This is a genomic window from Klebsiella sp. 141203 (assembly GCF_032601985.1).
Taxonomy (GTDB): domain Bacteria; phylum Pseudomonadota; class Gammaproteobacteria; order Enterobacterales; family Enterobacteriaceae; genus Klebsiella; species Klebsiella aerogenes.
The window spans coordinates 907,833-930,949 of sequence record NZ_JAQIRL010000002.1; the positions used below are offsets into that span (position 1 = coordinate 907,833).

At 54.8% G+C, this 23,117-nt stretch carries 22 protein-coding genes and 1 other RNA gene; 15 read left to right on the forward strand and 8 right to left on the reverse strand.

Annotated features, from left to right (window positions below; genetic code table 11):
* The first annotated feature begins 44 nt into the window (after window positions 1–44).
* The 4 genes from PGR29_RS12005 to selO all read left to right on the forward strand — a co-directional run bounded on the left by PGR29_RS12005 (window position 45) and on the right by selO (window position 3,447).
* Window positions 45–596, forward strand: coding sequence for a glutathione peroxidase (locus tag PGR29_RS12005; protein ID WP_087857929.1), 552 nt, complete (start codon window positions 45–47; stop codon window positions 594–596).
* Window positions 596–1,345 carry a vitamin B12 ABC transporter ATP-binding protein BtuD gene (gene btuD / locus PGR29_RS12010; RefSeq protein WP_113374155.1) on the forward strand — a complete coding sequence of 250 codons (750 nt, stop codon included), beginning with the start codon at window positions 596–598 and terminating at the stop codon, window positions 1,343–1,345. Before PGR29_RS12005 ends, btuD begins: the two co-directional genes overlap by 1 nt.
* Before the next feature lie 81 nt (window positions 1,346–1,426).
* Window positions 1,427–1,891, forward strand: coding sequence for an NlpC/P60 family protein (locus PGR29_RS12015; protein ID WP_045374354.1), 465 nt, complete (start codon window positions 1,427–1,429; stop codon window positions 1,889–1,891).
* A 113-nt stretch (window positions 1,892–2,004) separates the two neighbouring features.
* On the forward strand, window positions 2,005–3,447 hold the full coding sequence (selO, locus tag PGR29_RS12020) for a protein adenylyltransferase SelO (RefSeq protein ID WP_213316736.1): 1,443 nt from the start codon (window positions 2,005–2,007) through the stop codon (window positions 3,445–3,447).
* Between the two features lie 28 nt (window positions 3,448–3,475).
* On the opposite strand, the gene hemP is transcribed toward selO, so the two are convergent.
* From hemP to ppsR, 3 genes are all read right to left on the reverse strand, one after another.
* On the reverse strand, window positions 3,476–3,655 hold the full coding sequence (gene hemP / locus PGR29_RS12025) for a hemin uptake protein HemP (RefSeq protein ID WP_162750204.1): 180 nt from the start codon (window positions 3,653–3,655) through the stop codon (window positions 3,476–3,478).
* A 169-nt stretch (window positions 3,656–3,824) separates the two neighbouring features.
* The gene (locus PGR29_RS12030) at window positions 3,825–4,871 is read right to left on the reverse strand and encodes a 3-deoxy-7-phosphoheptulonate synthase (protein WP_316424581.1); all 1,047 of its coding nucleotides are present in this window, start codon (window positions 4,869–4,871) and stop codon (window positions 3,825–3,827) included.
* Between the two features lie 154 nt (window positions 4,872–5,025).
* On the reverse strand, window positions 5,026–5,859 hold the full coding sequence (ppsR, locus tag PGR29_RS12035; RefSeq protein ID WP_087857925.1) for a posphoenolpyruvate synthetase regulatory kinase/phosphorylase PpsR: 834 nt from the start codon (window positions 5,857–5,859) through the stop codon (window positions 5,026–5,028).
* Window positions 5,860–6,189: 330 nt separating this feature from the next.
* Between ppsR and ppsA the strand changes: the two genes are divergently transcribed.
* Window positions 6,190–8,568 carry a phosphoenolpyruvate synthase gene (gene ppsA, locus PGR29_RS12040; RefSeq protein WP_015367026.1) on the forward strand — a complete coding sequence of 793 codons (2,379 nt, stop codon included), beginning with the start codon at window positions 6,190–6,192 and terminating at the stop codon, window positions 8,566–8,568.
* A gap of 83 nt (window positions 8,569–8,651) precedes the next feature.
* Here the strand turns inward: ppsA and rprA are convergent.
* Window positions 8,652–8,759: antisense sRNA RprA (rprA, locus tag PGR29_RS12045), an RNA gene on the reverse strand.
* Window positions 8,760–8,929: 170 nt separating this feature from the next.
* Window positions 8,930–10,054, reverse strand: coding sequence for an AI-2E family transporter YdiK (ydiK, locus tag PGR29_RS12050; protein ID WP_113374151.1), 1,125 nt, complete (start codon window positions 10,052–10,054; stop codon window positions 8,930–8,932).
* A gap of 218 nt (window positions 10,055–10,272) precedes the next feature.
* On the opposite strand from ydiK, the gene ydiJ reads away from it, so the two are divergent.
* Both ydiJ and menI read left to right on the forward strand, forming a co-directional pair.
* The gene (ydiJ, locus tag PGR29_RS12055; RefSeq protein WP_316424582.1) at window positions 10,273–13,329 is read left to right on the forward strand and encodes a D-2-hydroxyglutarate dehydrogenase YdiJ; all 3,057 of its coding nucleotides are present in this window, start codon (window positions 10,273–10,275) and stop codon (window positions 13,327–13,329) included.
* Window positions 13,326–13,736, forward strand: a complete 411-nt coding sequence (menI, locus tag PGR29_RS12060) for a 1,4-dihydroxy-2-naphthoyl-CoA hydrolase (protein WP_316424583.1) — start codon at window positions 13,326–13,328, stop codon at window positions 13,734–13,736. Before ydiJ ends, menI begins: the two co-directional genes overlap by 4 nt.
* A gap of 37 nt (window positions 13,737–13,773) precedes the next feature.
* Here the strand turns inward: menI and PGR29_RS12065 are convergent, their stop codons facing one another.
* Window positions 13,774–13,962, reverse strand: coding sequence for a YegP family protein (locus PGR29_RS12065; protein ID WP_113374148.1), 189 nt, complete (start codon window positions 13,960–13,962; stop codon window positions 13,774–13,776).
* A gap of 167 nt (window positions 13,963–14,129) precedes the next feature.
* Here PGR29_RS12065 and PGR29_RS12070 point away from each other — a divergent pair, with 167 nt between their 5' ends.
* Entirely contained in the window at window positions 14,130–14,378 is a 249-nt protein-coding gene (locus PGR29_RS12070; protein ID WP_087857921.1) for a GlsB/YeaQ/YmgE family stress response membrane protein, read from the forward strand.
* Window positions 14,379–14,864: 486 nt separating this feature from the next.
* Here the strand turns inward: PGR29_RS12070 and PGR29_RS12075 are convergent, their stop codons facing one another.
* The gene (locus PGR29_RS12075) at window positions 14,865–15,461 is read right to left on the reverse strand and encodes a hypothetical protein (RefSeq protein WP_271031880.1); all 597 of its coding nucleotides are present in this window, start codon (window positions 15,459–15,461) and stop codon (window positions 14,865–14,867) included.
* Window positions 15,462–15,640: 179 nt separating this feature from the next.
* Here PGR29_RS12075 and PGR29_RS12080 point away from each other — a divergent pair, with 179 nt between their 5' ends.
* Window positions 15,641–16,447 (forward strand): MBL fold metallo-hydrolase, encoded by an 807-nt coding sequence (locus PGR29_RS12080; RefSeq protein WP_316424584.1) that lies wholly within the window; start codon window positions 15,641–15,643, stop codon window positions 16,445–16,447.
* A 401-nt stretch (window positions 16,448–16,848) separates the two neighbouring features.
* Here PGR29_RS12080 and PGR29_RS12085 read toward each other — a convergent pair whose 3' ends face one another.
* Window positions 16,849–16,968 (reverse strand): small membrane protein, encoded by a 120-nt coding sequence (locus PGR29_RS12085; RefSeq protein WP_141097063.1) that lies wholly within the window; start codon window positions 16,966–16,968, stop codon window positions 16,849–16,851.
* Window positions 16,969–17,522: 554 nt separating this feature from the next.
* Between PGR29_RS12085 and sufA the strand changes: the two genes are divergently transcribed.
* The 6 genes from sufA to sufE are packed head-to-tail and all read left to right on the forward strand — an operon-like array spanning window position 17,523 to window position 23,044.
* Complete coding sequence (gene sufA, locus PGR29_RS12090; RefSeq protein WP_063443660.1) at window positions 17,523–17,900, forward strand: Fe-S cluster assembly scaffold SufA; 378 nt, start codon at window positions 17,523–17,525, stop codon at window positions 17,898–17,900.
* 2 nt (window positions 17,901–17,902) lie between these two features.
* Entirely contained in the window at window positions 17,903–19,390 is a 1,488-nt protein-coding gene (sufB, locus tag PGR29_RS12095; RefSeq protein WP_113374145.1) for a Fe-S cluster assembly protein SufB, read from the forward strand.
* A gap of 16 nt (window positions 19,391–19,406) precedes the next feature.
* A complete protein-coding gene (sufC, locus tag PGR29_RS12100; RefSeq protein ID WP_047050190.1) occupies window positions 19,407–20,153 on the forward strand; it encodes a Fe-S cluster assembly ATPase SufC in 747 nt (248 codons plus the stop codon).
* The gene (sufD, locus tag PGR29_RS12105) at window positions 20,128–21,399 is read left to right on the forward strand and encodes a Fe-S cluster assembly protein SufD (protein WP_113374144.1); all 1,272 of its coding nucleotides are present in this window, start codon (window positions 20,128–20,130) and stop codon (window positions 21,397–21,399) included. Before sufC ends, sufD begins: the two co-directional genes overlap by 26 nt.
* A complete protein-coding gene (gene sufS, locus PGR29_RS12110; protein ID WP_113374143.1) occupies window positions 21,396–22,616 on the forward strand; it encodes a cysteine desulfurase SufS in 1,221 nt (406 codons plus the stop codon). Before sufD ends, sufS begins: the two co-directional genes overlap by 4 nt.
* A gap of 11 nt (window positions 22,617–22,627) precedes the next feature.
* Window positions 22,628–23,044: a cysteine desulfuration protein SufE gene (gene sufE / locus PGR29_RS12115; RefSeq protein ID WP_113374142.1), complete on the forward strand. Its 417-nt coding sequence runs from the start codon at window positions 22,628–22,630 to the stop codon at window positions 23,042–23,044.
* Window positions 23,045–23,117 lie beyond the last annotated feature (73 nt).

Genomic DNA, 23,117 nt, shown 5'->3' on the forward strand with positions numbered 1-23,117 from the left:
AGATAGGGATCTCCTTAACCTGCATTATTGACTGAGGGAAGGCTATGCAACACGACATTCTAAATACCGAAGTGACGACCATCGATGGCGAGAAAACCACCCTGGCAGCGTATGCCGGAAAGGTGCTGCTGATCGTCAACGTGGCCTCAAAATGCGGCCTCACGCCGCAGTATGAGCAACTGGAAGCGCTGCAAGAAGAGTTTGCCCCGCAGGGATTCAGCGTCCTTGGCTTTCCTTGTAATCAGTTTCTCGGCCAGGAGCCGGGCAGCGAAGAAGAGATTAAAACGTTCTGCAGCGTGACCTACGGCGTCACTTTCCCACTGTTCAGTAAAATTGACGTTAACGGCGAACATCGCGCGCCGCTGTATCAAAAACTGATTGCCGCCGCCCCGAAAGCCGTCGCGCCGGAAGGGAGCGGTTTTTATGAGCGGATGGCCAGTAAAGGCCGAGCGCCGCTGTACGTTGACGACATCCTGTGGAACTTTGAAAAATTCCTCGTGGGCCGCGATGGCCAGGTCATTCAGCGTTTCTCTCCGGACATGACGCCGGACGACCCGCAGCTACTGGCTGCGCTAAAAGGAGCATTAGCGCAATAATGCCGTTTTTGATGCAGCTACAGGATGTAGCGGAAGCGGGGCGGCTGTCGCCGTTTACCGCTGACGTTCGGCCCGGAGAGATAGTCCATCTGGTGGGGCCGAACGGCGCGGGTAAAAGTACCCTGCTGGCGCGGATGGCCGGGCTGACCAGCGGCCCCGGCCTGATTACGCTTAACCAGCGGGCGCTGGATAAGTGGCCCGCGGCGGAGCTTGCCCGCCATCGCGCCTATCTGAGCCAGCAGCAGCTCCCGCCCTTCGCAATGCCGGTGTGGCACTATCTGTCGTTACATATGCAGGATAGCGCCCCGCAGGGGTTGCTCAACGAGATCGCCGGGCAACTGGGGTTAAGCGATAAGCTGGGGCGCCAGGTCAACCAGATCTCCGGCGGCGAGTGGCAGCGGGTGCGTCTGGCGGCGGTGATCCTGCAGATTCACCGCCGCGCGAATCCAGCCGGCCAGCTGTTATTATTGGATGAACCGATGAACAGCCTCGATGTCGCGCAACAGGCGGCGCTGGATAGCGTGTTGGCGTCGCTATGCGGGCTGGGGATCGCTATCGTGATGAGCAGCCACGATCTCAACCATACGTTGCGACATGCGCAGAGGGCGTGGCTCATTTGTGGTGGGCAGATGATTGCCAGCGGGGAAACGTATGAGGTGCTGAGTGAGGAAAATTTGACCGCCGCTTATCATATCGCTTTCCAGCGTGTGGAAGTCGCGGGTCATCTTATGCTCGTGGCGTCACAGTAGCAGGTAAGGATCTTGCCTGTACGCCGCTAAACAGGCTAAATTATTGCAATAACAGGACAGGGAACAGAGGAATCGTCTGAGATGCGTTTGTGGTTCATTTTTATTGCGGCGATGGTGCTGGCTGGCTGTAGCAGCCACCGGGCGCCGCCGCCGAATCCGCGGCTGGCTGATTCCATTACCGTGGTGGCGAATCTGAATGAGCAATTGCGCAACTGGCGTGGTGCGCCGTACCGTTATGGCGGCATGACGCCGCGCGGCGTTGACTGTTCGGGCTTTGTGGTACGCACGTTCCGCGACAAATTCGCCATGCAGTTGCCGCGGGAAACTCGCGAGCAGGCGGAAATCGGCACCCGCATTGATAAAAGCGATCTGTTGCCCGGCGACCTGGTATTCTTCAAAACCGGATCCGGCGAAAGCGGCCTGCACGTCGGTATCTATGATACCGACAATCAATTTATTCACGCCTCTACCAGCCAGGGCGTTACCCGCTCGTCGCTGGACAACGTCTACTGGAACAAAAAATTCTGGCAGGCGAGGCGCATTTAACCCGCATTCGGTGAGAAAGGGGAGCGATGGCTCCCTTTTTTAATTGCCATAACCCTGCAGTTCGCCCGTGTTAATACCCTGTTGAAGGCACTACACTGGCGGCAGGAGGAACCATGACCCTGTCTTTTACTACTCACTGGCGCGATCGGCTGCCGGGTTTTTACACTTCTCTGGCGCCCACGCCGCTGGAGAACGCGCGTCTCATCTGGCGCAACACCGCTCTGGCGCAAACGTTGGGCGTCCCGGAAACGTTATTCGAACCCGAGCGCGGAGCGGGCGTCTGGGGTGGCGAAGCGTTGCTGCCGGGGATGTCGCCGCTGGCGCAGGTCTATAGTGGCCATCAATTTGGCGCCTGGGCCGGTCAGCTTGGCGATGGGCGCGGCATTTTGCTTGGCGAGCAGCAGTTGCCGGATGGTCAACGTTTTGACTGGCATCTTAAAGGCGCTGGTCTGACGCCCTATTCGAGAATGGGCGATGGCCGGGCGGTACTGCGTTCAACTATCCGCGAAAGCCTTGCCAGCGAAGCAATGCATGCGCTTGGGATCCCAACCACCCGCGCGCTGGCGATGGTGACCAGCGACACGCCGGTTTACCGCGAACGCGAAGAACGCGGCACCATGCTGATGCGCATCGCCGAAAGTCACGTACGCTTTGGCCATTTCGAACATTTTTACTATCGTCGCGAAGCGGGAAAAGTGCAGCAACTGGCCGATTATGTGATTGAACACCACTGGCCGCAGCTGCAGCAGGAGGCGGATAAGTATATTCTCTGGTTCCGTGACGTTGTCACGCGTACCGCGGAAATGATCGCCAGCTGGCAGACCGTTGGCTTTGCCCACGGGGTGATGAATACCGACAATATGTCGATTCTTGGCCTGACCATGGATTATGGTCCGTATGGCTTCCTCGATGATTTCCAGCCCGGTTTTATCTGTAACCACTCTGATTACCAGGGGCGCTACAGCTTTGATAACCAACCGGCGGTAGGGTTGTGGAACCTGCAGCGTCTGGCCCAGTCGCTCTCGCCGTTTATCAGCGCCGACGCGCTGAACGCGGCGCTGGATGACTATCAGCATGCCTTGTTGACCGCCTACGGCCGCCGCATGCGCGACAAACTCGGCTTCTATACTCAGCAAACCGGTGATAACACTCTGCTTGATGGACTGTTCAGCCTGATGGAGCGTGAAGGGAGTGACTACACTCGTACCTTCCGGATGCTGAGCCAAAGCGAGCAGCATAGCGCGGCATCGCCGCTGCGCGATGAGTTTATCGACCGCGCGGCGTTTGATAGCTGGTTTGCCGACTACCGGGCGCGGCTGCGCGATGAAAAGATCGACGATAGCGAACGCCAGCAGCGGATGCAGGGCGTCAACCCGGCGGTGGTGCTACGCAACTGGCTGGCGCAGCGGGCAATAGAAAAAGCCGAAGATGGCGACATGCGCGAGCTGGAACGTCTGCATGAGGCCCTCGCGCAGCCGTTTGCCGATCGTTCAGATGATTATGGCAGCCGCCCGCCTGACTGGGGTAAACATCTGGAAGTCAGCTGCTCCAGCTAACCGTAAAGCCTCGCCATCGCGCGAGGTTTTATTTGGTCAAAATTAGCTTACCGGCGTGTGTCTGGCGCAGCAGATAGCGCTGGCCGTCATGTTCGATCACCACGCGGCCTTCCGCGCCCAACAGCGTCCGGCTGCTGATTTGGCGATCGCTGGCAATAGGATAGGGAGCATTGTCTTTCGTTTTCTCAGCTGTGGCAGTGTTATCCATACGCGTCATAGCACCAAAGTAAAAATAAAAGCAACAATGATAATCATTATCAGTAATGTTAATTTTCACAGCAAGCCTTTTTTGTCGTGGCTTACCATTTCAGGTAGCTATTGCGCAGAGGATGAACGGCGAGCGATGAATACCCGCCGCGAGCGCGGCGGGGGAAGGGTTACAGCCGTGTAGCGGTGGCAGCAGCCAGTTCGGCGAGCATTTTTTCGCTATCTTCCCAGCTCAGGCACGGGTCGGTAATCGACTGGCCCCAGGTCAGCGGCTGACCGGGAATCACTTTTTGCGTCCCTTCGGCGAGGAAGCTCTCCGCCATAACCCCGGCAATGGCGGTAGAACCCTCGCGGATCTGCTGGCAGATATTGGCGCACACTTCCAGTTGCCGGCGATGCTGCTTCTGACAGTTGCCGTGGCTGAAGTCGACGACCAGTTGCTCAGGGAGATCGAATTCCCGTAGCGCTTCACCGGCGGCGGCGATATCCGCTGCATGATAATTTGGCCGTTTACCGCCGCGCATAATGATATGGCCGTACGGGTTACCGCTGGTCTGGTAGATGGTCATCTGGCCCTGTTTATCCGGCGACAGGAACATATGGCTGGCGCGCGAAGCGCGTATCGCGTCGACCGCGATGCGGGTGTTGCCGTCGGTACCGTTTTTAAAACCAACCGGGCAGGAGAGCGCCGAGGCCATCTCGCGGTGGATTTGACTTTCGGTGGTGCGCGCGCCGATGGCGCCCCAGCTAATCAGATCGGCAATAAACTGCCCGGTCACCATATCCAGGAATTCGGTGGCGGTGGGGATACCCAGCTCGTTGACCTGCAGCAGCAGACGACGCGCCAGTTCGATACCGTGGTTGACCCGGTAGCTGCCGTTGAGGTCAGGGTCGGAAATGAGTCCTTTCCAGCCCACGACGGTGCGCGGTTTTTCGAAATAGGTGCGCATGACAATTTCCAGCTGCGGCTGGTAACGTTCGCGCATGCCCTGCAGGCGGCGCGCATATTCCAGCGCCGCTTCGGGGTCGTGAATGGAGCAGGGGCCGATAATCACCAGCAGGCGGCGGTCTTCGCCGTTGAGGATTTTTTCAATCCGCTGGCGGGAGGCGGAGACGTGGGCGGCAACCTCGGCCGACACGGGATGGCGCTGCGCCAGTTCCGCGGGCGTTACCAGGCTTTCAATGCGCGCGGTACGCAATTCGTCTGTTTTATTCATTGGGGTCTCAAAAATCTGTTTCTTCCGCGGCGAAAATGCCGGGAAGTGATGCGCATCACGATAAACCAATCCCTGCTTATTGCAAGAGCAGGGCATGATCCTGTATAGGCCACGAGCGATAGCATAAACAAATTTTCAATAATGTACTAGTGTGTTAGTACATCCTGCGATTAAGCCCCATGATATCCATGATTTTGGTAGCAATTTCCTCTACCGAATAGTTGGTACTGTTAAGGCAGGGGATCTTGTTTTTGCGATACAGCGCTTCGACTTCGGTTACTTCCATACGGCACTGGCGCAGCGAGGCGTAACGGCTGTTTTCCCGGCGCTCTTCGCGGATTGCCGCCAGTCGCTCCGGGTTAATCGTCAGGCCGAACATCTTGTGCTGCAGCGGCTTTAACGAGGCCGGGAGAACCAGATTGTCCATATCGTCGGCGATAAAAGGGTAGTTAGCGGCGCGAATGCCATACTGCATTGCCAGGTACAGGCTGGTCGGCGTTTTACCGCAGCGCGAAACACCGAGCAGGATCACCTGCGCCTGATCGAGATTACGCAGCGAAATGCCGTCGTCATGGGCGAGCGTGTAATCGATGGCGGCGATACGCGCATCGTATTTAATCAGGTTACCGGGGTTCAGGCCGTGGGTGCGGTGAGCCACCGGCGTGGGATCCAGATGTAACTCTTGCTGCAGCGGGGCCACCAGCGCCTGCACGATATCCTGACAAAAACCCTCGCTTTGCAAAATAATGTCGCGAATTTCGGGGATAACGATGGAATAGAAGACCAGCGGGCGGATGCCGGTTTGTTGATAAATGGCATCGATTTGTTCTTTTACCGCCCGGGCGCGGCTGACGTTTTCAACAAACGGCAACGTCACGCTACTGATGGCCACCGGGAATTGCGACATTACCGCATGACCTAAAACTTCCGCCGTAATAGCGGTACCGTCAGAAATATAAAATACGTGGCGATCTACAGCACTGTCCATTTTGACCATCCGGTATAATTATCTAAAAGCAGAGTAAATTTAAGCACAGAGCTTTAACCTTTGTCTCACTTAAAAAAATGAAACGCTATTTTTGTTTTTAATGAAATGGCAGGTTCAGTTTCGGGTTTTGCACACTATTTGTATCAGATATCAATAGAATCCATTTTAATCATATAGTTAGGGAATTCCGGAAAACAATCCTAAAAACAGAAAATTAATTTGCTTGAACGATTCACCGTTTTTTTCAGCGGCATAAATATGTCAGGATGAATACCGTAGTCGATCGTGTGTTTTCTATAATTTGTATTAAATCACAAAAGGATTGTCTCGATGTCCAACAATGGCTCGTCACCGCTGGTGCTTTGGTATAACCAACTCGGCATGAATGATGTAGACAGAGTTGGGGGCAAAAATGCCTCCCTTGGTGAAATGATTACTAACCTGTCCGGTATGGGTGTCTCCGTACCAAACGGGTTCGCCACCACCGCTGATGCTTTCGATCAGTTCCTGGACCAAAGCGGCGTTAACCAGCGCATTTATGCACTGCTGGATGAAACCGACATTGACGACGTTTCCGCATTAGCGAAAGCGGGCGCGCAGATCCGGCAATGGATCATCGACACCCCCTTCCAGAGCGAACTGGAAAACGCGATTCGCGAAGCTTATGACCTGCTGTCCGCCGATGACGCCGAGGCCTCGTTCGCCGTTCGCTCTTCGGCGACGGCGGAAGATATGCCGGATGCTTCCTTCGCCGGCCAGCAAGAGACATTCCTCAACGTGCAGGGCTTTGACGCCGTGCTCGTTGCCGTGAAGCACGTCTTTGCTTCACTGTTTAACGATCGCGCGATCTCCTATCGCGTGCATCAGGGTTACGATCACCGCGGCGTGGCGCTATCCGCCGGGGTGCAGAGGATGGTGCGCTCCGATCTGGCCTCCTCCGGCGTGATGTTCTCCATCGATACCGAGTCCGGTTTCGACCAGGTGGTGTTTATCACCTCGGCGTGGGGGCTCGGCGAGATGGTGGTGCAGGGCGCGGTGAACCCGGACGAATTTTACGTCCATAAACCGACCCTGGCGGCTAATCGCCCGGCTATCGTGCGCCGTACCATGGGGTCGAAAAAAATCCGCATGGTTTACGCGCCGACTCAGGAACACGGCAAGCAGGTGCGCATCGAAGATGTGCCGCAGGCGCAGCGCGATGTTTTCTCGTTAACCAACGAGGAAGTGGAAGAGTTGGCGAAGCAGGCGGTGCAGATCGAGAAGCACTATGGTCGCCCGATGGATATCGAGTGGGCTAAAGATGGCCACACCGGTAAGCTGTTTATCGTCCAGGCGCGTCCGGAAACCGTCCGTTCGCGCGGTCAGGTGATGGAGCGTTATACCCTCCATGCCCAGGGGCAGATCATCGCCGAAGGGCGAGCCATCGGCCACCGCATCGGCGCCGGCCCGGTTAAGGTTATTCACGATATCAGTGAGATGAACCGCATTGAGCCCGGCGACGTGCTGGTCACCGACATGACCGACCCGGATTGGGAACCGATCATGAAGAAAGCCTCGGCGATCGTCACCAACCGCGGCGGACGTACCTGCCACGCGGCGATTATCGCCCGCGAGCTGGGGATCCCGGCGGTGGTCGGCTGCGGTGATGCGACCGATCGAATCCAGGAAAACCAGAACGTCACCGTTTCCTGCGCCGAAGGGGACACCGGCTACGTCTACGCAGAGCTGCTGGACTTCAGCGTGAAGAGCTCCAGCGTCGGCGAGATGCCGAACCTGCCGCTGAAGGTTATGATGAACGTCGGCAACCCGGATCGCGCCTTTGACTTCGCCTGCCTGCCGAATGAAGGCGTGGGGCTGGCGCGGCTGGAATTTATCATTAACCGCATGATTGGCGTTCACCCGCGCGCGCTGCTGGAGTTTGACGACCAGGAGCCGGGCCTGCAGAACGAAATCCGCGAGCTGATGAAAGGCTACGATTCGCCGAGAGAGTTCTACGTTGGCCGCCTGACCGAAGGGATCGCTACCCTTGGCGCCGCCTTCTACCCGAAACGCGTCATCGTGCGTTTGTCCGACTTTAAATCTAACGAATACGCCAACCTGGTGGGCGGCGAGCGTTACGAGCCGGAAGAAGAGAACCCGATGCTCGGCTTCCGCGGCGCCGGACGCTACGTTTCAGAAAGCTTCCGCGATTGCTTCGCGCTGGAGTGTGAAGCGATGAAACGCGTGCGTAACGACATGGGCCTGACCAACGTGGAAGTGATGGTGCCGTTCGTACGTACCGTCGCGCAGGCGAAAGCGGTGGTTGAAGAGCTGGAACGTCAGGGGCTCAAGCGCGGCGAGAACGGGCTGAAGATCATCATGATGTGCGAAATCCCGTCGAACGCGCTGCTGGCGGAGCAGTTCCTCGAGTATTTCGATGGCTTCTCGATCGGTTCGAACGACATGACGCAGCTGGCGCTGGGTCTCGATCGCGACTCCGGCGTTGTGTCTGAGCTGTTTGATGAACGCAACGACGCGGTGAAAGCGCTGCTGTCGATGGCCATCCGCGCGGCGAAAAAACAGGGCAAATACGTGGGCATCTGCGGCCAGGGGCCGTCCGACCACGAAGACTTTGCCGCCTGGCTGATGGAAGAGGGGATCGATAGCCTGTCCCTGAACCCGGATACCGTGGTGCAAACCTGGTTAGGTCTGGCTGAACTGAATAAATAAGTTCAACGCGGATAGCCCAATCCCTGGCAGAAATGCCGGGGATTTTTTTTGCCTTCAGCAACGTTGCTTTTTTTGATTTTGACGTAAAAAAAAGCCCATCGTGGGAGATGGGCAAAGACTACACACAGCAATTCGTTGTTTCACTCAGGGGATTTCCATGCTTATAAATCAATATCTTGATCTATAACCGTGGGCTAATAGTAGGCATCAGGGCTGTTGACGTCGATCGGATTCTTCTCAATAGTTAAATCAGTGTGAAGAATATGAGAGGTAAATATCGAGCTGGAACATGAATATGCCGGAAGTGGCGGGGGATTGATAAATTTAGCTTAAGTTTAAGGCGGGTTTCCCCGCCTTTCTGTTACTTTTCGCTTTTGTTATGGCTGGCATTAAGTTCGGCGAGCTCCGCCAGAACCAGATCCGGGTCCAGCGGCGGCGCTGGAACTTCCTGCACCCAGGCGTCGTAAAGGCGCCAGGAGACGGCCAGCAGCACCGGACCGATAAACAGGCCAATCATGCCGAAGGCGATCAGGCCGCCGATAACGCCGGAGAGGATCAGAATCATCGGCAGGTCGGCGCCCATGCGAATCAGCACCGGGCGAATTACGTTATCCATCGTACCCACCACGCAGCTCCATACCAGCAGCACCGTGCCCCAGGTCGTATCGCCGGTCCAGTACAGCCAGATAATCGACGGCACCAGCACGATAAGCGGCCCCAGCTGTACCAGACAGGTGAAAATCATCACCACGGTCAACAGCGCGGCGTAAGGTACGCCGCTTATCGCCAGCCCGATACCGCCAAGAACCGCCTGCGCCAGCGCGGTGACAACCACGCCCAGCGCCACGGCGCGTACCGCCTGTCCGGCTAGGACCACCGCAGCATCGCCACGCTTTGAGGCCAGACGGGTCGCGAAGTAGCGGAAACCATAGGCGACCCGCTCGCCGCGCCAGTAAAGCAGGGCGCTGAACAATAGCATCAGTCCGCAGTAAACCAGCAGTTTACCAATATGCGCAGCCTGGCCGACAAACCAGGTGGTGGTGGCGCCGATATAAGGGCGGACCTTGGCCATAATCGCCGCGCCGCCCATCTCCAGCAGGCTATGCCAGGCGGAATAGAGTTTATCGCCGATCAGCGGAATCGAGTTCAGCCAGGCGAAATCCGGCAGCGTTACCTGGCCGGTACTGACGATTTTAATCAGCGGGGCGCTATTATCGACCAGGCTATTCACCAGTAAGGCAATGGGAATGACGAATAGTAAAAACAGCAGTAGCGTCATCACCAGCACCGCCAGCGCGCGTTTGCCGAACAGCAGCTTTTGCAAACGAAGCAGCACCGGCCAGGTGGCGATGACCACGGTACCGGCCCAGGCGAAGGAGAGAATAAATGGTTGCACAACCCACAGGCAGGAAATAATTATCAGGGACAAAAACAGCACCGACAGCAGAATTTGCGGTATGTCCCGGGGCTGATGTTGGTTAATCATAGAGAAAATTTACCTTTCCAGTCGCGTCTCAATGCTGACGCAGCGTAATTCCATGTACAGATAATAATATCAATAATTTCGCGCGCCTGATTTTGCCCGTAAATCTCGTGGGCGGATATGAAAAAAATGTGATAAAAAGTTGAGTGCGCCACGCAAACGTTTAATTTGCGCATTATTACATCATCTAAACACAACATATTCAGGCAGGGTCAAGCGTCATGATCCCACAGATTTCTCAAGCGCCGGGCGTCGTTCAACTGGTGCTGAATTTTTTGCAGGTACTGGAGCAACAAGGTTTCACCGGCGATACCGCCACCAGCTATGCCGACCGGCTCACCATGGCGACCGATAACAGTGTCTATCAGCTGTTGCCGGACGCCATTCTGTTTCCCCGTTCCACCGCAGACGTCGCTTTACTGGCGCGACTGGCGGCGGAACCGCGCTTTAAATCGCTGATTTTTACCCCTCGCGGCGGTGGTACCGGCACCAATGGTCAAGCGCTGAATGCGGGGATCATCGTTGATATGTCGCGCTATATGAACCGTATTATCGAAATCAACCCCGAAGAGGGATGGGTGCGGGTCGAAGCCGGGGTAATCAAAGACCAGCTCAACCAGTTTCTTAAGCCCTACGGCTATTTCTTTGCCCCTGAACTGTCGACCAGTAACCGCGCGACGCTCGGCGGAATGATCAATACCGATGCCTCCGGACAGGGGTCATTGGTCTACGGTAAAACCTCCGATCATGTGCTTGGTGTGCGATCGGTGCTCATGGGCGGCGATATCCTTGATACCTTACCCATTCCCGCCGCGCTGGCGGAAACGCTGGGGCGCGAGCAGTCAGCGATTGGCCGCATCTACCGTACCGTCTATCAGCGCTGCAAAGCGCAGCGTCAGCTGATCATCGATAAATTCCCGAAACTGAACCGCTTCCTGACCGGCTACGATCTGCGTCATGTCTTTAATGATGAGATGAGCGAGTTCGACCTGACGCGCATTCTGACCGGCTCCGAAGGCACGTTGGCATTTATTACCGAAGCGCGGCTCGATATTACGCGTCTGCCGAAGGTACGCCGGTTGGTCAACGTCAAGTATGACTCTTTTGATTCGGCGCTGCGTAACGCCCCCTTCATGGTTGAAGCAAAGGCGCTGTCGGTGGAGACCGTCGATTCGAAGGTGCTTAATCTGGCGCGAGAAGATATCGTCTGGCACTCGGTAAGCGAATTGATCGCCGATGTGCCGGATAAAGAGATGCTGGGGCTCAATATTGTTGAGTTTGCCGGTGATGATGCTGAATTAATAGACGGTCAGGTTTCCACCCTGTGTCAGCGTCTTGATGAGCTCATGTCGCAGGGCGCCGCAGGAGTGATTGGCTGGCAGGTCTGTCATGAACTGGATGGCGTCGAGCGCATCTATGCCATGCGTAAAAAGGCGGTTGGTCTGCTGGGCAACGCCAAAGGCGCCGCTAAACCGATTCCTTTTGCTGAAGATACCTGCGTGCCGCCTGAGCATCTGGCGGATTACATCACCGAGTTTCGCGCTTTACTCGACGGACATGGCCTGAGCTACGGCATGTTTGGACACGTCGATGCCGGCGTGCTGCACGTTCGTCCGGCGTTGGACATGTGCGACCCGCAGCAGGAGGTGCTGATGAAGCAGATCTCCGATGAGGTGGTGGCGTTGACGGCCAAATATGGCGGCCTGCTGTGGGGCGAACACGGTAAAGGGTTCCGCGCCGAGTACAGTCCGGCCTTTTTTGGCGAGGAGTTATATAGCGAACTGCGTAAAGTGAAAGCGGCATTTGATCCGGATAACCGATTGAATCCGGGGAAAATTTGCCCACCGGAAGGCGTCGATGCGCCGATGATGAAAGTCGATGCGGTGAAACGCGGCACCTATGATCGCCAAATTCCCATCGCCGTGCGTAGCGCCTGGCGTGGCGCGATGGAGTGTAATGGTAACGGTCTGTGCTTTAACTTCGATGTAAAAAGCCCGATGTGTCCATCAATGAAGGTCAGCAATCAGCGCATCCATTCGCCGAAAGGCCGCGCGACGCTGGTGCGTGAATGGTTACGCCTGCTGGCCGACCGTGGTATCGATCCGAACAAGCTGGAGCAAGAGCTTCCGGAAAAAGGCGTGAGCCTGCGCGCCCTGATCGAGCGTACCCGCAACAGCTGGCATGCGCGTAAAGGCGAATATGATTTCTCACATGAAGTGAAAGAGGCGATGTCCGGCTGCCTGGCCTGTAAGGCCTGTTCAACCCAGTGTCCGATTAAGATCGACGTGCCGGAATTCCGCTCCCGCTTCCTGCAGCTGTATCACAGCCGCTACCTGCGACCGGTACGCGACCATCTGGTGGCGACGGTCGAGTCCTACGCGCCGCTGATGGCCCAGGCGCCGAAAACATTCAACTTCTTTATCAATCAGCCGTGGATGCGCAAGCTGTCGGAAAAACACATCGGCATGGTCGATCTGCCGCTGCTCTCCGTACCGTCGCTCAAGCAGCAGCTGGCAGGCCACCGCTCCGCCAATACCACGCTTGAGGATCTGGAAGCGATGAGCGTCGACCAGCGTGCGAAGAGGGTGCTGGTGGTACAGGATCCGTTTACCAGCTACTACGAAGCGCAGGTGGTAGCTGACTTTGTCCGCCTGATTGAAAAAGTCGGCTATCAGCCGGTGCTGTTGCCGTTCTCACCGAACGGTAAAGCGCAGCATATCAAAGGGTTCCTGACGCGCTTTGCGCGTACCGCGCAGAAAACCGCTGATTTTCTCAACCGCGTAGCGCGGCTGGATATACCGATGGTTGGCGTCGACCCCGCGCTGGTGCTTTGCTATCGCGATGAATATAACCAGACGCTGGGCGAGAAACGCGGCGATTTTCGCGTGATGCTGGTGCATGAGTGGCTGACCCAGGCGATAGCGCCATCGGCTGGCCAGGACAACAGCGGCGAACCCTGGTATCTGTTTGGCCACTGTACGGAAGTGACGGCGCTACCGGCCGCGCCCAAACAGTGGGCAGAGATCTTTGCCCGTTTTGGGGCGAAAATGGAGTATATCAGTACGGGTTGCTGCGGCATGGCGGGTACCTACGGGCACGAAGTGAAAAACCATGCCAACTCGCTGGCGATTTACGCGCTTTCCTGGCAGCAGGCGATGGCGCGTTTACCGCGTCATCGCTGTCTGGCTACCGGTTATTCCTGCCGAAGCCAGGTGAAGCGTATCGAAGGCAGCGGAGTGCGTCACCCGCTGCAGGCTCTGCTGGAGATTATCGGATGATTTGGAAACGTCAGGCTTCGCTAGCGCAGCTTAACGCGATGGGCGAGGGGAACATGGTGGGTCTGCTGGATATTCAGTTTGTGGCCATCAACGATAACGCCATTGAAGCAACAATGCCGGTTGATCACCGTACGCATCAGCCATTTGGCCTGCTTCACGGCGGCGCATCGGTGGTTCTTGCGGAAACGCTGGGTTCGGTTGCGGGCTATTTGTGTACCGAAGGGGAACAGAAAGTGGTCGGCCTGGAAGTGAATGCCAACCATATTCGTTCAGTGCGCAGTGGGCGGGTGCGTGGGGTTTGTACCGCGCTGCATGTAGGGTCGCGCCATCAGGTGTGGCAAATTGATATCACCGATGAGCAGGGGCGCCTGTGTTGCTCATCACGGCTGACCACCGCGGTGGTGTAACAGTATTTCAGGGGATGCATTAGCATCCCCTGATTGTTTATTGCGTGTCGTCCTTGATGACCTCGCTGGCGCCGTTTTTCTGCACCGAGGCGATACCCTTTTTCGCCGCATCTTTCGATGAGTACATCTCGCTGGTGGCGATGGTCTCGTGGTTATCGGCCTTCAGCAGAAAATACCACGGCTGCGAGACGTTCTTATCAGACTTTTTCAGTACGTAATATCCCATTTCTCACTCCTTCGGCGTTGATGAGCACTGAATAATCTGTAGACCATGGCTAACGCTACGGCAAGCAATCATCCAATAAATATATATTTGTTAAATCATTCGTTGTAATTATGCTACTATTTTAATTACGAATTACATTCACGGTAACAAAGAGGACGGAGTTAACCATGGGTATCATTTCCTGGATCATTTTTGGTTTGATCGCTGGTATTTTGGCTAAGTGGATTATGCCGGGCAAAGACGGCGGTGGATTTATTGTCACCGTGATCCTCGGTATTATCGGTGCGGTAGTTGGTGGCTGGATCAGTACCTTATTCGGCTTTGGCAAAGTTGACGGTTTTAACTTCGGTAGCTTTGTCGTGGCGGTAATTGGCGCACTTGTTGTGCTGTTTATCTACCGTAAAGTGAGGAGTTAATACGCCAGGCGTACATTGACTCTGAGAAAGTAAGCCGCCGTGAACCACGGCGGTTTTTTTATGCCTGCGACACAAAAAAAGCCCGCAGGATACCCGCGGGCGAACCCATTTTGGCAAATTTTTTCGGCTGCCTCCTGACAAAGGGCGTAAACACCGTTTTGCCGGATGGTAAGGCGCAGCCTGACCGCTTCCCGGCTGGAGAAGCAGTGAGGTAATTTTATGTCCAATTCAGGGGGAAAATAAGCTGACAAAAACAGTAGGGGCCGCGCTTATTCCAGCAACACGCTCATCACCAATAGCACAACCATGCACATCGACATAATACTGATATCAATCATCCTGTACGACACTCGCTCCCAAAACAATAGCCCGGCCTTGCACCGGTAAGTATTCACAAAGGAGAGGGATTGTACATGAGTAAACGCTGTCTTAACCAACCCTGCTTTTAAGAATTAACCGATCACATCACAAAACGTGAACGTTCTATTACTCGTCAGCAGCACCGATTGGCACTTTGGCGAAAACCTGTAGTCGGGCTTCGGATGCGTAAAATGGAATCAGCAGAAAAGCTAAACCTGCGCCACCGGTTGCATACTGCACTGCCAGGTCGGCGCTGTGGGTGATAAATATTTGATGACCACCCCAGCTACAGCCTACGCTCATATCCGGCGTACAGTTTTTCCATTTACTCAGTAACTCGCCACTTTTCGTCAGGTATAAGTACTTTGTGTCCGAACCCGATGGCGGCGTCGCGGATTCGGCTAACAAGATGAACGTTTGAGTGCTTACTACTTTCCCTTGCCCGTCTAACGATGAGGCTTGTAGCGTTGCGGTGGGGTAATTGAAGCGTAATTCAATGCTTGCGGCATTTTTGTCACTGACGTAAAAAACCTGCGTTAAATTATCCGCCCCCCAATATTTTCCACCGCTGGATTGCAGCGGTTTTATCTTAAATCGGTATACGTTCCGCTTGCGTATATCCTGGCGCTGGGAGTATTCGGCATTGTATTGCGCGCTTTGCGGCGCGTTAACCGAGCAGCCGGTAAGTAACCCCATTAATAGTAATGCTGAAAATTTACGCACTCTTTTTCCCGTCCATTATTCATATACTGCTGACGGTCGATTATGCCCGTTATGACAAACGATAAAAAATACAGAACGCTACCAAACCCGGTAGGTCGTTGCATCTCGCACTATCTGACATATGCTTAAAATAAGCATATGCCATGCTTGTTATCAGATGCTGGGATAGAGGAGAAGATATGACGATTACGCTGTGCAAAGCTTGTGGTACCTCCTATGAATTTAGCGAAGGCCCTGCGCAACATTGCCCAATATGCGAAGACGAGCGTCAATTTGTTCCTGTGGGCGGGCAGCAGTGGATTGCGTTAAATAAGCTCACCGCATCGCATAACAATAAATGGCAGCAGCATAGCAGTGGGCTTTTTAGCATTCGCACCATCCCCAGTTTTGCCATTGATCAGCGCGCATTTCTGCTGCGTACGCCGCAGGGCAATATTCTGTGGGACTGTATCGCCAACCTCGATGAGGCGACCAAAACGCTGGTTTCCGCGCTAGGTGGGCTGAAGGCTATCGCCATTTCGCATCCGCATTATTACAGCTGTATGCAGGATTGGGCGGCGGAATTCAAGGCGCCAATCTATCTGCATGGGGATGACCGGCAGTGGATCATGCGTGATAGCCCGTGGATCAGCTTATGGGAGGGAGAAACTCTACAACTGACCGCTGGCGTCAGCTTGATTCGTCTGGGCGGGCACTTCGCCGGCGGCAGTGTGCTGCACTGGGCACAGGATGACGGTCTGTTATTATCCGGCGATATAGTCCAGGTGGCGCCCGGAGCTAACGCCGTTTCTTTCATGTGGAGCTACCCCAATATGCTGCCGCTGCCGGCTGCTACCGTGAGTGATATCATTCGACGTCTCGACGAGCTGAAGTTTAGCCAAATCTACGGCGCGTTTGAAGGACGGGAGATTTTGGTTAATGCACAAGAAATCGTACGTCAATCGGGGAAAAAGTATGTGGCATGTTTGGCCAGACATAGCGTCTAGTCATGCCGGGCTAAATACTGAATTGAAAGTATTCTTGAACCCGTAATATGCCAGGCGAAAGATTATGAAGAATTGGTCATGCATATTTCTGGTTTTGAGCGACACATATTATTTCGTGTCAATGTTACTGGTTTTTTTACCACGAAAATGATAATGGATAGTCTGCTTTTGGCATTGCTTGTAGCGGTTTTTTACAATGGGGTTTATATCATTGTTTTCTTCGCCAGCGAGTCACTTACCGTGGTGCAATAAATAATCTATGGAAAGTCATTAAAGGTATGGCGAAGAGCGTCAGCGTGAGGGGAGGCTTCTTGTTGTGTCTGTATGCCCCTGTGATGGGGCATGATTGAAAATTATGATAGAAAGTCTTTTGATAGAAGTTGGTAATAATATTTTGGTTATTAATATTTCTTTTTGAATGTGTTTTTTTGTTTTTTTCGATCCTTGATATAGGAAATGAAAACAGCAATGGCAAGTAGCAAAAGAATTATCACAATAATAACGAAAAATAAATTTTCCATTTGAGATATCCTCAGGAATGAAGATCGGTAATTTTATTGTTATGAGGAAGAATCTACATCTACACTAGGAAAAATCCTAGTGAAAAACACACTTCAGATAACAAAAAGTATAACTGAATGATGGTTGTTAATTGAGGTGGCATATAATTCCGAAATCCAGCGGGAGAAGCGCTATTTTCTATAGCTAATTACTATTATTTTTCACTTTGATGGCATCCTGATGGCGCAAGCGATGCTAATCCTGGCGCTGGCAAGGAAGCTGCCTGTTGCTACCACATAGACAGGTCATTTGCCTATCTAATAAATAGGTATTTTCGATGCATCTTTTTTCATTGCCGCTTTGCCTAAGTCTTTTTCCTGATAATTTATTATTTATCAATATGTTAGGTAAAGAAAATGCTGCCTGATAACCCCTCTGCCAGGGTCTATGCTTATAGAAAAGCCCAGGAATGGGCGAAATGGACGAATACCCCTGCTATGGCAGGGTTGAAGTGATAATCATTATCACTAACATGAGGGTATGGCCCGATAGCGGCAATCGATGAGGTAGAGCGATGGAACTACAAACAAACACCTTTAATCCCGACGATTTCAACTGGCAGGGGCTCACGATGACCCCCGCTGCGGCGGCCCATATCCGCGAACTGATGCATAAACAGCCGGATAAGCAGGGGCTGCGTCTGGGAATAAAAACCAGCGGTTGCGCCGGTTTTGGCTACGTGCTGGAAATGATTGCCGAACCGGCGGACGACGACCTGCTGTTTGAGCGCGACGGCGCGAAGCTGTTTGCGCCGCTGCAGGCGATGCCGTTCATTGACGGTACCGAACTGGATTATGTTCGCGAAGGTTTAAATGAAATATTCAAATTTCATAACCCGAAAGCGCAGCACGAATGCGGCTGCGGCGAAAGCTTCGGGGTGCAGGCGGAGTAACTATGTCTCGAAATACTGAAGCAACTGACGATGTCAAAAGCTGGACCGGCGGCCCGCTCAACTATAAAGAAGGCTTTTTTACCCAGCTACAAACCGATGAGCTGGCCAAAGGCATCAACGAAGAGGTGGTGCGCGCGATCTCCGCTCGTCGTAATGAACCGGAGTGGATGCTCGAATTTCGTCTCAACGCCTTTAGGGCGTGGCAGGAGATGGAAGAACCGCACTGGCTGAAAGCGCATTACGATAAGCTCAATTATCAGGATTATAGCTACTACTCGGCGCCATCCTGCGGCAACTGCGACGATACCTGTGCCTCCGAACCCGGCGCGGTGCAGCAAACCGGGGCGAACACTTTCCTGACAAATGAAGTCGAGGAAGCCTTTAACCTGCTCGGCGTACCGGTACGCGAAGGCAAAGAAGTCGCGGTGGACGCCATTTTCGACTCGGTATCGGTGGCAACCACCTATCGCGAGAAGCTAGCGGAGCAGGGGATCATCTTCTGCTCCTTTGGCGAAGCGATTCACGATCATCCGGAACTGGTGAAAAAGTACCTCGGCACCGTAGTGCCGGGCAACGACAACTTTTTCGCCGCGCTGAACGCCGCGGTCGCTTCCGATGGCACCTTTATTTACGTGCCGAAAGGCGTGCGCTGTCCGATGGAGCTGTCGACCTATTTCCGCATCAACGCCGAGAAGACCGGCCAGTTTGAACGTACGATTCTGGTCGCCGACGAGGGTAGCTACGTGAGCTATATCGAAGGCTGCTCGGCACCGGTCCGCGACAGCTACCAGCTGCATGCGGCGGTGGTTGAAGTCATCATTCATAAAGATGCGGAAGTGAAGTACTCCACCGTGCAGAACTGGTTCCCCGGCGACAACAATACCGGCGGTATCCTTAACTTCGTCACCAAGCGCGCGCTGTGCGAAGGCGAAAACAGCAAGATGTCGTGGACCCAATCGGAAACCGGTTCGGCTATAACATGGAAATACCCGAGCTGCATTCTGCGCGGCGATAACTCGATCGGCGAATTCTTCTCGGTGGCGTTGACCAGCGGCCATCAGCAGGCGGATACCGGGACCAAAATGATCCATATCGGCAAGAACACCCGTTCGACCATTATCTCGAAAGGGATCTCCGCCGGCCACAGCCAGAATAGCTATCGCGGGCTGGTCAAAATTATGCCGACCGCGACGAACGCCCGGAACTTCACCCAGTGCGATTCGATGCTGATCGGCCCGGACTGCGGGGCGCATACCTTCCCGTACGTCGAATGCCGCAATAACAGCGCCCAGCTGGAACACGAAGCCACCACCTCGCGGATTGGTGAAGACCAGCTGTTCTACTGCCTGCAGCGGGGTATTAGCGAAGATGACGCGATCTCGATGATCGTCAATGGATTCTGTAAGGACGTGTTCTCAGAATTGCCGCTGGAGTTCGCCGTCGAAGCGCAAAAATTGCTGGCTATTAGCCTTGAACATAGCGTCGGCTGATAATTAAGGAAAAAAGATGTTAAGTATTAAAGATTTGCAAGTCGCCGTTGAAGACAAAGAGATCCTGCGCGGGCTGAACCTTGAGGTACGCCCCGGTGAAGTCCACGCGATCATGGGCCCTAACGGCTCAGGGAAAAGTACGCTCTCGGCGACGCTCGCCGGACGGGAGGATTACGAAGTCACCGGCGGCAGCGTCGAGTTTAAGGGCAAAGACCTGCTCGAACTTGCCCCGGAGGATCGCGCCGGGGAGGGCATTTTTATGGCTTTCCAGTATCCGGTGGAAATCCCCGGCGTCAGTAATCAGTTTTTCCTGCAAACCGCGCTCAACGCCGTACGCGGCTATCGCGGCCTGGAGGCGCTGGATCGTTTCGATTTCCAGGATTTAATGGAAGAGAAGATCAAACTGCTGAAGATGCCGGAAGATCTGCTGACCCGTTCGGTGAACGTCGGTTTCTCTGGCGGCGAGAAAAAACGCAACGATATTCTGCAAATGGCGGTGCTTGAGCCTGAGCTGTGTATTCTGGATGAATCGGATTCCGGACTGGATATTGATGCCCTGAAGATTGTTTCGGAGGGGGTTAACTCGCTGCGTGACGGTAAACGCGCCTTTATTATCGTCACCCACTATCAGCGTATCCTTGATTACATCAAACCGGATTATGTCCACGTGCTGTATCAGGGGCGAATCGTCAAGTCGGGCGATTTCACTCTGGTTAAACAACTGGAGGAGCAGGGCTATGGCTGGCTTAGCGAACAGCAGTAACGCGCTGCAGCAGTGGCATCATCTGTTTGAAGCTCACGGCGAAGAACGCACGCCGCAGGCCAATCAGCATCTGCAACAGCTGTTGCGTCTGGGGTTGCCGACGCGCAAACATGAAAACTGGAAATACACCCCGCTGGAGACGCTGCTAAGCGGCACATTTGTTGCGAGTCCGGCGACGCTCAACGTGGCGCAGCGCGACGCGCTGGCGCTCAACCTCGATGCCTGGCGGATGGTGTTTATCGACGGCCGCTTCAGCCCGGCGCTCAGCGACGATCTCGCCGCTAGCGGTTTTGACGTTAGCGTTGATAACCAGCGCCAGCATTTGCCGGATGCGGTACAGCCGGAAGTGTTTCTTCATCTCACCGAAAGCCTGGCGCAGACGGTGACCCGCATCGGCGTAAAGCGCAATCAGCGTCCGGAGAAACCGCTGTTGCTGATGCATATTACCAGCGGACTGGCAGGTGACGAGCTTAATACCGCTCACTATCGCCATCATCTGGCGTTGGAGAGCGGGGCGCAGGCGACCATCATCGAACACTATATTAGCCTTGACGAGCAGCGGCATTTCACCGGCGGACGCCTGACGATGTCTGTCGCCGACAACGCCCATCTGCAGCATATTAAGCTGGCGTTTGAAAATGGGCAAAGCTACCACTTTGCCCATAACGATCTGCTGCTTGGCCGCGATGCGTCGGCCTTCAGCAGCAGCTTCCTGCTGGGCGGCGCGGTGTTACGACACCATACCAGCACCCGTCTGGCTGGTGAAAACAGCAATCTGCGCATTAACTCGCTGGCGATGCCGGTGAAAAATGAGGTCTGCGACAGCCGTACCTGGCTCGATCATCGCGTTGGCTACTGCAACAGCCGTCAACTCCACAAAACCATCGTCAGCGATAAGGGGCGGGCGGTGTTTAATGGCCTGATTAACGTCGCTAAACACGCGCTGAAAACCGATGGTCAGATGACCAATAACAATCTGTTGTTGGGAAGGCTGGCGGAAGTCGATACCAAACCGCAGCTGGAAATTTACGCCGACGACGTCAAATGCAGCCACGGCGCCACCGTCGGACGTATTGATGACGAACAGCTGTTCTATCTGCGCTCGCGTGGTATCGATCAACAGGCGGCGCAGCAGATGATCCTTTACGCCTTCGCCGCCGAGCTTACTGAAGCCATTAGCGATGATGCGCTGAAACAACAGGTGCTGGCGCGTATTGGCAAGCGCCTGCCGGGAGGAGATGCATGACATTTTCAGTGGAACGCCTGCGCGCCGATTTCCCGGTGCTGAGCCGTGAGGTTAATGGTCAGCCGCTGGTCTATCTCGATAGCGCCGCCAGCGCGCAGAAACCGGAAGCGGTGATTAACGCCGAAGCCGAGTTTTACCGCCACGGTTACGCTGCCGTCCATCGTGGTATCCACACGCTGAGCGCCGAAGCGACGGCGCGGATGGAGCAGGTACGCCAGCAGGCGGCCGTTTTTCTTAATGCCCGTTCGCCGGAAGAGCTGGTATTCGTACGGGGTACCACCGAAGGCATCAACCTGGTAGCCAATAGCTGGGGCGGGGCTAACGTCGGGGCCGGCGATAATATCATCGTCAGCGAAATGGAACATCACGCCAATATCGTGCCGTGGCAGATGCTCTGCGCCCGCGTCGGCGCCGAGCTACGAGTGATCCCGCTCAACCAGGACGGAACTCTACAGCTCGATGTTATCCCCGGCCTGTTTGACGACCGCACCCGGCTGCTGGCGATAACCCAGGTGTCGAACGTGCTGGGGACGGAAAACCCGCTATCGGCGCTGATCCCGCTGGCGCATCAGCATGGCGCGAAGGTGCTGGTGGATGGCGCGCAGGCGGTGATGCATCACCCGGTGGATGTGCAGGCGCTGGATTGTGATTTTTACGTCTTCTCGGCGCATAAGCTGTACGGGCCGACCGGTATTGGCGTGCTATATGCCAAAGAAGCGTTGCTGCAGGAGATGCCGCCGTGGGAAGGGGGCGGGTCGATGATTGCTACCGTCAGCCTGAAGGAGGGCACCACCTGGGCGAAGGCGCCGTGGCGCTTTGAAGCCGGTACGCCGAATACCGGGGGAATTATCGGCCTCGGCGCCGCGCTGGACTATGTTAGCCAGATTGGGCTTGAGCAGATTGGCGAATATGAGCAGACATTAATGCGTTATGCCCTGCAGGAGCTGAAAAAGGTGCCGGATTTGACGCTTTACGGCCCGCAACATCGGTTGGGCGTCATCGCTTTCAACCTCGGGAAACATCATGCCTACGATGTCGGCAGTTTTCTTGATAACTACGGTATAGCGGTGCGCACCGGTCACCACTGCGCGATGCCGCTGATGGCGTTCTATCAGGTGCCGGCGATGTGCCGGGCGTCGCTGGCGATGTACAATACGATGGAAGAGGTGGATCGGCTGGTGGCCGGGCTGCAGCGGATCCACAAATTACTGGGTTAAAGGACGCGAATATGGCGGCATTACCAGACAAAGACAAATTGCTGCGCAACTTTTCTCGCTGCGCTAACTGGGAAGAGAAGTATCTCTACATCATTGAACTCGGCCAGCGCCTGGCGCCGCTCAGCGCGGAAGAACACATCGCGCAGAACATTATTCAGGGCTGCCAAAGCCAGGTGTGGATTGTGATGGAGCAGGAGCCATCCGGCGTGATTACCCTACGCGGCGATAGCGATGCGGCGATCGTCAAAGGGCTGATTGCGGTGGTATTCATCCTTTACGACCACATGACCGCGCAGGATATTAGCGAATTCGATGTGCGCCCGTGGTTTGAAAAAATGGCGTTGACCCAGCATCTTACCCCCTCCCGCTCGCAGGGCCTTGAAGCGATGATCCGCGCAATTCGCGCGAAAGCCGCAAATCTTAGCTAGAATAAACAGGTAGATTTCATTCTGTTACGTGCGACGAAGGCGAACGCTTTCGTCGCCGCGCAGATCCTGGCGT

Excerpts from the sequence above, each read along its gene's own strand:
- selO (WP_213316736.1), top strand. The coding sequence starts at position 2,005 with ATGACCCTGTCTTTTACTACTCACTGGCGCGATCGGCTGCCGGGTTTT.
- ydiK (WP_113374151.1), bottom strand. The coding sequence starts at position 10,054 with ATGATTAACCAACATCAGCCCCGGGACATACCGCAAATTCTGCTGTCG.
- btuD (WP_113374155.1), top strand. The coding sequence starts at position 596 with ATGCCGTTTTTGATGCAGCTACAGGATGTAGCGGAAGCGGGGCGGCTG.
- ydiJ (WP_316424582.1), top strand. The coding sequence starts at position 10,273 with ATGATCCCACAGATTTCTCAAGCGCCGGGCGTCGTTCAACTGGTGCTG.
- sufE (WP_113374142.1), top strand. The coding sequence starts at position 22,628 with ATGGCGGCATTACCAGACAAAGACAAATTGCTGCGCAACTTTTCTCGC.
- PGR29_RS12005 (WP_087857929.1), top strand. The coding sequence starts at position 45 with ATGCAACACGACATTCTAAATACCGAAGTGACGACCATCGATGGCGAG.
- ppsA (WP_015367026.1), top strand. The coding sequence starts at position 6,190 with ATGTCCAACAATGGCTCGTCACCGCTGGTGCTTTGGTATAACCAACTC.
- sufC (WP_047050190.1), top strand. The coding sequence starts at position 19,407 with ATGTTAAGTATTAAAGATTTGCAAGTCGCCGTTGAAGACAAAGAGATC.
- sufB (WP_113374145.1), top strand. The coding sequence starts at position 17,903 with ATGTCTCGAAATACTGAAGCAACTGACGATGTCAAAAGCTGGACCGGC.
- sufS (WP_113374143.1), top strand. The coding sequence starts at position 21,396 with ATGACATTTTCAGTGGAACGCCTGCGCGCCGATTTCCCGGTGCTGAGC.
- PGR29_RS12085 (WP_141097063.1), bottom strand. The coding sequence starts at position 16,968 with ATGGAAAATTTATTTTTCGTTATTATTGTGATAATTCTTTTGCTACTT.
- sufA (WP_063443660.1), top strand. The coding sequence starts at position 17,523 with ATGGAACTACAAACAAACACCTTTAATCCCGACGATTTCAACTGGCAG.
- PGR29_RS12080 (WP_316424584.1), top strand. The coding sequence starts at position 15,641 with ATGACGATTACGCTGTGCAAAGCTTGTGGTACCTCCTATGAATTTAGC.
- PGR29_RS12015 (WP_045374354.1), top strand. The coding sequence starts at position 1,427 with ATGCGTTTGTGGTTCATTTTTATTGCGGCGATGGTGCTGGCTGGCTGT.
- hemP (WP_162750204.1), bottom strand. The coding sequence starts at position 3,655 with ATGGATAACACTGCCACAGCTGAGAAAACGAAAGACAATGCTCCCTAT.
- PGR29_RS12070 (WP_087857921.1), top strand. The coding sequence starts at position 14,130 with ATGGGTATCATTTCCTGGATCATTTTTGGTTTGATCGCTGGTATTTTG.
- sufD (WP_113374144.1), top strand. The coding sequence starts at position 20,128 with ATGGCTGGCTTAGCGAACAGCAGTAACGCGCTGCAGCAGTGGCATCAT.
- ppsR (WP_087857925.1), bottom strand. The coding sequence starts at position 5,859 with ATGGACAGTGCTGTAGATCGCCACGTATTTTATATTTCTGACGGTACC.
- PGR29_RS12030 (WP_316424581.1), bottom strand. The coding sequence starts at position 4,871 with ATGAATAAAACAGACGAATTGCGTACCGCGCGCATTGAAAGCCTGGTA.
- PGR29_RS12065 (WP_113374148.1), bottom strand. The coding sequence starts at position 13,962 with ATGGGATATTACGTACTGAAAAAGTCTGATAAGAACGTCTCGCAGCCG.
- menI (WP_316424583.1), top strand. The coding sequence starts at position 13,326 with ATGATTTGGAAACGTCAGGCTTCGCTAGCGCAGCTTAACGCGATGGGC.